Genomic DNA, 8,469 nt, shown 5'->3' with positions numbered 1-8,469 from the left:
GGGAGCAAGCTCCCATCAATTCGCTCGACTTGCATGTATTAGGCACGCCGCCAGCGTTCGTCCTGAGCCAGGATCAAACTCTCCAATAAAGTAGTGTTTGACTTGCTCATAGTTTGTTTTGTTTTGTACTATTATATAGTACGTCTTGTTAATCGAAATTAACGTTGGCACGCTTGGTTTTGTTTAGTTTTCAAAGATCATTTGTTTGAAACAACTTTATTAGTATATCAAACTCAACATCTTATAGTCAAGAAGTTTTTTTAAGTTGTTTTTAAGATCATTGTTGTCTGTTTTGCAGCAACGTATTCTAATATACCATCACGTTAATACTTAAGCAAGAACTTTTTCAGAAAAACTTTTATAAAAATTATCATGACGGAAAACTAAAAAATTGCTAGGCGACCAATTAACGGAGATATGCTTAATCTAAAAGGAATAGAAGGTGCTCTCTCCATTCATTTCCTATTACCTATTAGAATTATGTCCTAGAAAAAAGGGGGTTATTACCCCCCTTAGAGATAGACACTAAACCTGAGGAAAGATTTTTATACTTTCTTATCTCTCAATAAAGAAACCCTTACTATTTCCAGTAAGGGTTTCTTTTTTTAACGATGTCTCATCTGAGGGAAAAGTAACACATCACGGATTGAAGGCGAATTTGTTAATAACATAACTAATCGATCAATACCAATTCCTAAACCACCTGTTGGAGGCATACCATATTCCAATGCTTCAATGAAGTCTTCATCCATCATATGTGCTTCATCATTTCCTTGTTCTCTTTCTTTTAGTTGTGATTCAAATCTTTCTTTTTGATCAATTGGATCATTTAATTCTGTAAAAGCATTCGCATGCTCTCTAGCTACAATGAAAAGTTCAAATCGATCAGTAAAACGTGAATCCTCATCATTTTTCTTAGCTAGAGGAGAAATCTCAACTGGATGACCATAAATAAATGTGGGTTGTATTAGTTTCTCTTCAACTTTTTGCTCAAAGAATTCATTTACGATATGGCCATACTGCATATGTTCATTAATCTCAACATTATGCTCTTTAGCAAGATTACGCGCTTCTTCAACACTCATTTCCTTCCAGAAGTCAGCACCTGTGTATTCTTTGATCGCGTCTACCATATGAAGTCTTGTCCACTTTGGTTCAAGGTTAACTTCATAATCACCATATTGAACTGTTGTTGTACCTAACACTTCTTTTGCAATGTGCGCAATTACATTTTCAGTTAGTGCCATAATGTCTTGATAATCAGCATATGCTTCATATAGCTCAATCATTGTGAATTCAGGATTATGACGCGTAGATATACCTTCATTCCTAAACACACGACCGATTTCATATACTTTTTCTAATCCACCTACGATTAGTCTCTTTAAATGAAGCTCAATAGCTATACGCATATAAAGAGGCATGTCTAATGCATTATGATGAGTAATAAACGGACGTGCTGATGCACCACCAGGAATAGAATGCATAGTCGGCGTTTCAACCTCTAAGTAGCCTTGAGCATCTAAGTAACGTCGCATGGATTGAATAATTTTACTACGAGTAATAAACGTATTCTTACTTTCTTGACTCATAATTAAATCTACATATCTTTGGCGATAACGTTGTTCGATATCTTTTAAGCCGTGGAACTTATCTGGTAATGGGCGAAGAGACTTTGTTAATAGTTCAAAAGATTTCACCTTAACAGAAAGTTCCCCTACTTTCGTTTTAAATACATCACCAGTCACACCTACGATATCCCCTAAATCTGCTGTATTAAATATTTCGTATGCTTCTTCACCGATAGCATCTTTACGTACATAAATTTGAATTTGGCCAGCTAAATCCTGAATATGTGCAAAACCAGCTTTTCCTTTGCCTCGCTTTGTCATAATACGGCCCGCTATTGTTACTGATATCTCTTTTTCATCTAGCTCTTCTTTTTCAATTTCATCAAAAGCAGAAATGATCTCAGCCGTTTGATGAGTTCTTTCAAATCGCTTTCCAAATGGATCTAAACCTTTATCACGTAAACTATGTAATTTCTCTCTTCTTACTTTTATTTGATCACTTAATTCTTCTTGATTCATTTCTTCTTGACTCATAATAGCACTCCTATTCAATTGCAAAATTATTAGCAGAAAACTGCCATCGCTTCTGGCAGTTTTACAGCTATATGGTAAGTTAGTCGTTCATTTAACCGACTTGACTAGCACTCTCTTGTTTAGCTTCTATTTCTAATACAAATTCATCTAATAGAGTAAAAAATTCATCTCTTGTGTTCATTAAGTTAATTCCATTTCTTACTTTTGCATTACCTCTGATACCCTTTACGTACCACGCAGCATGCTTTCTCATTTCTCTAACAGCGATATTTTCATTCTTAAGCTGTATTAAACGATCTAAATGCAGTTTACAAACTTCCATCTTTTCACGAACACCTGGTTCATCCATTAATTCACCAGTTTCTAAATACTTTACTGTACGATAAATCATCCATGGATTTCCTAATGCTGCACGACCGATCATAACTCCATCAACACCTGTTTCATCAAGCATACGCTTTGCATCTTCAGGTGTAGTGACATCTCCGTTACCTATTACAGGTATATTCACAGATTCCTTAACTTCTTTAATGATATCCCAATTTGCTGTACCTTCATACATTTGAACACGCGTACGACCGTGAAGTGCAACAGCCTTTCCACCCGCACGTTCAATTGCTTGTGCGTTTTTTACAGCATAAATATGATCGTCATCCCAACCCATACGCATTTTAACTGTTACAGGTTTATCAACTGCCTCTACAACAGCAGAAACCATATCATATATCTTATTTGGATCTAATAGCCATTTTGCACCTGCATCACATTTTGTAATTTTCGGTACAGGACATCCCATATTAATATCAATAATATCAGCTGTCGTATTTTTATCAACAAAACTAGCAGCTTCAACTAACGTATTTTTTTCTCCACCAAAGATTTGTAGGCTCAAAGGTTTTTCTCGTTCATCAATATAAAGCATGCCCATAGTTTTTGCATTGTTAATTAAAATCGCCTTATCACTAACCATCTCGGCACACACTAGACCTGCACCAAATTCTTTAACTGTTAAACGGAAGGCAGCATTACACACTCCTGCCATTGGCGCTAATACAACTCTATTCTTTAATTCAATATCACCAATTTTAAACATATTTTCACCCTCCTTTTCTTCTCTTGATTAATTGGCTCAGTTAAAAATGGATGTTGTTTCCGTTACAAACATCGCTTTCCGCGAGAAAATATAGAAGAAGTCCAACTACCGTCTTTCAATAAAACTATTTTTCTAAAAGGAACAACTCCAGAGTAATATATTCCCAATCAACAGACTGTTTAAAATCAACATTAAGCTAATTAGGAGTTAGCTCTTCGATCGACACATTAAGAGCTTTCGCTACCTCTTTTATAAATTGTTCATTGGGTTCACGATTGCCTCTTTCTATTTCTCCTAATACAGAAACAGACACACCAAGATCTTTTGCAAAACTCTCTTGGGTAAAGCCCTTTAATTTTCTAAAAGCGCGAATACGTCTACCCCATTTTTCTGCTTCCATATTCGTACTCCTTCTTTATCATGTAATTGATCTATGATTGTTTTAATTGGTTGATCTATAGTAGCTAATTTCATCGTTTGGTCTAATTCATATAACGGAACTAAAACAAACGCTCTTTCATGCATTCTTGGATGAGGAACAATTAGTTCTTCTGTTTCAATATTCTCATGATTAAATAGTAAAATGTCAAGGTCTAAAGTTCTCGGCCCCCATTTCACTTCACGTTTTCGATTTAATTCCTTTTCTATCTTCTGCAAAGCAAAAAGCAACTCAACTGCTGATAATTCAACATTTGCTTTGATCACCATATTTAAAAATTGCGCTTGATCTGTATAACCAATTGGATCTGTTTCATAAATGGAGGAAATATCTACCAAACAAATAGAAGGATGCTGATTAATCTTTATAATGGCATTCATTAGATATTTCTCTCTATCCCCAATATTTGAACCAAGTGCTATATAAACTTCATTTTTCATGATCTTCCCCTTTTAATCTCTACAGCCACTTCTTTATAATGCCCTGGAATTGGGGGATCTGGTTTAATGACCTTAACTGTACAATTTTGAATAGATGTGAAATCTGCTAAAACAGTCTGAGCAATATTTTCAGCCACCGCTTCAACCAACTTATACGGTTTACCTTCAACAATATTTTTACAACATTTATAAAGTGATGCATAATTAATTGTTTGGTCTAATTCATCCTGTTCTCCGGCTTTCTTCAGGTCTAATTCCACTGTTAGATCAACTCTAAAGCGTTGCCCTAATTTGTTCTCTTCTTTGAAAACACCGTGATATCCGTAAAATTCCATACCTTCTACAAAAATTTTATCGATGACTTTCATCCCCTTTCCCTAGCATAGCATCCATCATTTTAGCCATTCTTGACATCTCTAACACGTCGTGAACTCTAATAATATGACAGCCTTTTTCGATACCTAAACATATGGTAGCTCCGGTACCTTCCATCCGCTCATTTGGTGGTAAATCTAAAACATTTCCAATGAATGATTTTCTAGATGTTCCTAAAAGAACTGGATATCCCAACTGAGTGAATGCATCTAAATTTCTCATAACATGTAAATTATCATTTATTGTTTTAGCAAAGCCGATACCAGGATCTAAAATGATTTGATCATCTGTTACTCCAGCATTTTTCACAATAGTAACAGATTCTAGCAAGTCAGCAATCATATCTGGGATGATTTGATCATAGTTTCGATCATGACGGTTATGCATGAGGATAATTGGCACATGATACTTTGCTGCTATATTTGCCATTTCGGGATCAGCCTTCGCTCCCCAAACATCATTTATAATTGAAGCACCTGCTTCAATTGCTTGTTTCGCAACCTCTGCTTTATACGTATCAATAGATATTGGAACATCTAATTCATTTGATAACTTGTTTATAACAGGGACTACTCTTGCTAATTCTTCATCAACTGAAACTGGCTTAAATCCTGGTCTAGTCGATTCTCCGCCAATATCTATTATATCTGCACCATTTTTAACCATTTCTTTTGCATGATAAATAGCTAAATCAAGATCTATATAATTTCCACCATCAGAGAAAGAGTCCGGTGTTATATTTAAGATTCCCATCACTAATGTCTTTTTTTCAACATCAAGTGAATATTCACCACAATTTATATAATGCCGCTTGTCAGCCTTAAGTTTCATTCTAATCAGCCCTTTATAACTCATCTTTACTTAATAGTGTTTTCCTATAATGATCATACAAGCCTCTTAACTTTTTTACAATTATGCCATCATTACCGTTAAAAACATAATCATTAACTTTTTTCACTGCTAAGATCTCTTGCGAAGAATTTGTAAGGATGACTTCATCTGCTTCTAGCAACTGCTCTTTTGTATAAAACCCTTCATTTACAGGAACATCAAGTTTTCTCAAACACTTTATAACAAACTGTCTCGTAATTCCATTTAATATTCCTGTTTCAACCGCTGGGGTGTAAACAGCCTGATGACTAACCCAAAATATGTTTGATATTATACCTTCAGCAACATATCCTTCAGCTGTTAAAAATACCCCCTCTTTTTCAGGTGTTTTCTGAATTTCTCTTTTTGCTAAAATATTATTTAAATAATGATGAGACTTTAATCGATATGGTCCTTCTGGTGTATTTCTTGGTATATCAAGGAGAACAGTATCTTTTTCCTCTTTATTTAAAGGTGGGGCTTTTCTAATGAAACAAAGAAGATTTGGCTTATCATATGTTTGAAGTAGTTTACCTACCTCTCCGTTTCCTGCTGAGATATTTAAACGGACTGTTACATCCTCATTTGTGCATTGATTAAGCCTTAATAATTGTTCGAGGATATTTTTAATTTCTTCACTATCGATATGATAACTAATCCCCATTTCATCAACTGCTGATTGAAGCCGTATTAGATGGTCTTCCAGGAGAAAAGGAAAGCCCTTATAAACTCTAAAAGTTTCAAATGCACCTAATCCATAAAGAAAGCCATGATCAAATGGAGAAATCGTGGCTTCAGTATCTTTTATAAATTGTTGATTTATATATATATACACAGATTTAGCTCTTTTCTACTAATTTGTACCGGTCAATGAAGTTCTTTAATAATTCTTTTCCAAAAGAAGTCATAATTGACTCAGGATGAAATTGAACTCCTTCGATCGGCAATGTCTTATGACGAATAGCCATAATCTCATTCTCATCTGTCCATGCAGTTACTTCTAAACAGTCAGGTAGCGTTTCATTTTTTACAATAAGTGAGTGATATCTCGTTGCAGTAAATGGGTTTTCCATGTTTTTAAAGATTGTCTCACCATTATGATTAATTTGCGATGTTTTTCCATGCATCAATCGTTCGGCACGTATAACATCTCCGCCAAAAACCTGTGCAATCGATTGATGACCAAGACACACACCAAAAATTGGAATCTTACCTGCAAAGTATTCAATCGCTTCCATGCTAATACCTGCTTCATTTGGACTACATGGTCCAGGTGATATCATTAGAAATTGCGGGTTTAACTGCTCAATTTCTGAAATAGTTATCTCATCATTTCTTTTTACCATCAACTCTTCGCCAAGCTCACCTAAATACTGAACTAAATTAAACGTAAAGGAATCATAATTATCAATCATTAAAATCACTATACTCACCTCAGCCTGAAATTTTCTCTTCTTTACTCAACTCAATTGCTTTAACTAAAGCCCTTGCTTTCTTTAAGGACTCTTTATATTCATAATCCGGATTAGAATCAATAACGATTCCAGCACCAGATTGAACATACCCATAACCATCTTTGGCAAACAAAGTACGAATAACTATATTTAGCTCCATATTTTCATCAAACCCAATCCAACCTATTGATCCTGTATAGATCCCTCGTCTTGATGGTTCTAATTCTTCGATGATTTCCATCGTCCTTACTTTTGGTGCTCCTGTTATTGTACCACCTGGAAAGGTCGCTTTGATAATATCTGAATAATTTGCTTCATTTTTTAATTTCCCTTGAACATTTGAAACAATATGCATCACATGGGAGTACTTTTCAATCACCATAAATTCATTAACATGTACTGTTCCATATTCACAAACTCGACCTAGATCATTACGTTCAAGATCAACAAGCATAACGTGCTCTGCTCGTTCTTTTTCATTTTGTATTAACTCGTTTGCTAACTCTTTATCTTCTTCTTCATTCCTACCTCTAGATCTTGTACCGGCAATCGGACGAGTACTAACAAGATCACCTTGCTTTTTTACTAACAGCTCTGGTGAACCACTGACAATTTGGAATTCTGGAAAATGCAAGTAAGCCATGTATGGTGATGGATTAATTTTTCGTAACGTTTCATAGATTGTTACAGGTGTATTCTCTAACGGAAAATGCTGTCTTACCGAAAGATTTACTTGAAATACATCGCCCTGAGAGATATATTCTTTAATTGTTTCAACAGCCTTTTTGAAGGCCTCTTTAGAGAAAGTAATTGGCGTTTTATGTTTAGGTATAACAGGATTATCTTTTAATAAACTTTCACCCTTGTTATTCTCTGTCCAATTTTTCTTCATTATTTGCAATCTCTGATTTGCCTCTTTTAAATCCTGGTCTTGTTCATCATAGTAATGAGTTATAAGCCACAACTTTGAATGTTGGTGATCATATACAGCAACATCATCAAAAAGTAGGAAGTACAAATCTGGAGTATCCAAATCATCTTCTGCCACAATAGGTAGTTTTTCAAAATGCCTAACACAATCATAGCTAATAAATCCGATTGCTCCACCTTGAAAATCAGGTAAATCCGGGTCTGGTTTTGTATAGTATTGCTTAAACCAATCTCTAAAAAGATCCAGTGGTTTTCCGATCATTTGAGTGATGCCTTCTCTATCTGTAATAGAAAGCACCTCACCTTTGCCTCTAACAGATGCAAATGGTTTAATTCCTGCTATACTATACCTTCCTCCGCGAGCACTTTCTAAGAAGGCATGTTCTTTTTCATGCTGTGTTAGATATTTATATTGATCAAAAAAGTCACCTTCATAGTCAAACTGTATGCTTAACGAAGTCCTTCTTTGCTGCATCTGTTATCTCTCCTTTAAAACTCTTACTACCATTTTACATAAATGTGATGAAGATAACATAATAATTTACTTTTTACAGCAAGAAAATACAAAGTTTTAAACTTTTTGTATAAAAAAGGCTGTTTTCACAATTTTAAATACCCGAAGCAATCCACACTGTATTATGTCTAGTACCCTTATAGTGAAAAAACTCTTTCTCACTCCAAAATTGGTCACATAGCAACAATCGTTCAGAAAAGAGCCATAAAAAAAGAGGCTGACAAAAGTCAAACCTCTTTCTCTTGTATT

The 8,469-nt window shown here is 34.9% G+C and carries 9 protein-coding genes and 1 rRNA gene; all 10 read right to left on the bottom strand.

The features are described 5' to 3' along the window. Nucleotides 1-89: ribosomal RNA gene (locus LC076_RS22060) — 16S ribosomal RNA — on the bottom strand; the annotation flags it as partial. 516 nt (nucleotides 90-605) lie between these two features. Next, nucleotides 606-2,105: a lysine--tRNA ligase gene (gene lysS, locus LC076_RS22055; protein ID WP_226671301.1), complete on the bottom strand. Its 1,500-nt coding sequence runs from the start codon at nucleotides 2,103-2,105 to the stop codon at nucleotides 606-608. 91 nt (nucleotides 2,106-2,196) lie between these two features. Next, nucleotides 2,197-3,198: a tRNA dihydrouridine synthase DusB gene (dusB, locus tag LC076_RS22050; RefSeq protein ID WP_226671300.1), complete on the bottom strand. Its 1,002-nt coding sequence runs from the start codon at nucleotides 3,196-3,198 to the stop codon at nucleotides 2,197-2,199. A gap of 196 nt (nucleotides 3,199-3,394) precedes the next feature. After that, nucleotides 3,395-3,598, bottom strand: a complete 204-nt coding sequence (locus LC076_RS22045; RefSeq protein WP_226671299.1) for a helix-turn-helix domain-containing protein — start codon at nucleotides 3,596-3,598, stop codon at nucleotides 3,395-3,397. After that, nucleotides 3,550-4,077, bottom strand: coding sequence for a 2-amino-4-hydroxy-6-hydroxymethyldihydropteridine diphosphokinase (gene folK / locus LC076_RS22040; RefSeq protein ID WP_226671298.1), 528 nt, complete (start codon nucleotides 4,075-4,077; stop codon nucleotides 3,550-3,552). The genes LC076_RS22045 and folK overlap by 49 nt, the downstream gene beginning before the upstream one ends. After that, on the bottom strand, nucleotides 4,074-4,436 hold the full coding sequence (gene folB, locus LC076_RS22035; protein WP_226671305.1) for a dihydroneopterin aldolase: 363 nt from the start codon (nucleotides 4,434-4,436) through the stop codon (nucleotides 4,074-4,076). The genes folK and folB overlap by 4 nt, the downstream gene beginning before the upstream one ends. Then, on the bottom strand, nucleotides 4,429-5,283 hold the full coding sequence (gene folP / locus LC076_RS22030; RefSeq protein ID WP_226671297.1) for a dihydropteroate synthase: 855 nt from the start codon (nucleotides 5,281-5,283) through the stop codon (nucleotides 4,429-4,431). Before folP ends, folB begins: the two co-directional genes overlap by 8 nt. A gap of 13 nt (nucleotides 5,284-5,296) precedes the next feature. Continuing rightward, nucleotides 5,297-6,157 carry an aminodeoxychorismate lyase gene (gene pabC, locus LC076_RS22025; RefSeq protein WP_226671296.1) on the bottom strand — a complete coding sequence of 287 codons (861 nt, stop codon included), beginning with the start codon at nucleotides 6,155-6,157 and terminating at the stop codon, nucleotides 5,297-5,299. A 4-nt stretch (nucleotides 6,158-6,161) separates the two neighbouring features. Beyond that, a complete protein-coding gene (gene pabA, locus LC076_RS22020; RefSeq protein WP_226671295.1) occupies nucleotides 6,162-6,746 on the bottom strand; it encodes an aminodeoxychorismate/anthranilate synthase component II in 585 nt (194 codons plus the stop codon). Nucleotides 6,747-6,756: 10 nt separating this feature from the next. Then, nucleotides 6,757-8,181 (bottom strand): anthranilate synthase component I family protein, encoded by a 1,425-nt coding sequence (locus tag LC076_RS22015; protein ID WP_226671294.1) that lies wholly within the window; start codon nucleotides 8,179-8,181, stop codon nucleotides 6,757-6,759. Between the last annotated feature and the right edge of the window lie 288 nt (nucleotides 8,182-8,469).

The sequence above is a fragment of the Metabacillus litoralis genome (assembly GCF_020524045.1).
In the GTDB taxonomy this organism is placed as follows: domain Bacteria; phylum Bacillota; class Bacilli; order Bacillales; family Bacillaceae; genus Metabacillus; species Metabacillus litoralis_C.
This window is presented reverse-complemented; position numbering and strand designations above follow the sequence as displayed.

Excerpts from the sequence above, each read along its gene's own strand:
- lysS (WP_226671301.1), bottom strand. The coding sequence starts at position 2,105 with ATGAGTCAAGAAGAAATGAATCAAGAAGAATTAAGTGATCAAATAAAA.
- dusB (WP_226671300.1), bottom strand. The coding sequence starts at position 3,198 with ATGTTTAAAATTGGTGATATTGAATTAAAGAATAGAGTTGTATTAGCG.
- LC076_RS22045 (WP_226671299.1), bottom strand. The coding sequence starts at position 3,598 with ATGGAAGCAGAAAAATGGGGTAGACGTATTCGCGCTTTTAGAAAATTA.
- folK (WP_226671298.1), bottom strand. The coding sequence starts at position 4,077 with ATGAAAAATGAAGTTTATATAGCACTTGGTTCAAATATTGGGGATAGA.
- folP (WP_226671297.1), bottom strand. The coding sequence starts at position 5,283 with ATGAAACTTAAGGCTGACAAGCGGCATTATATAAATTGTGGTGAATAT.
- LC076_RS22015 (WP_226671294.1), bottom strand. The coding sequence starts at position 8,181 with ATGCAGCAAAGAAGGACTTCGTTAAGCATACAGTTTGACTATGAAGGT.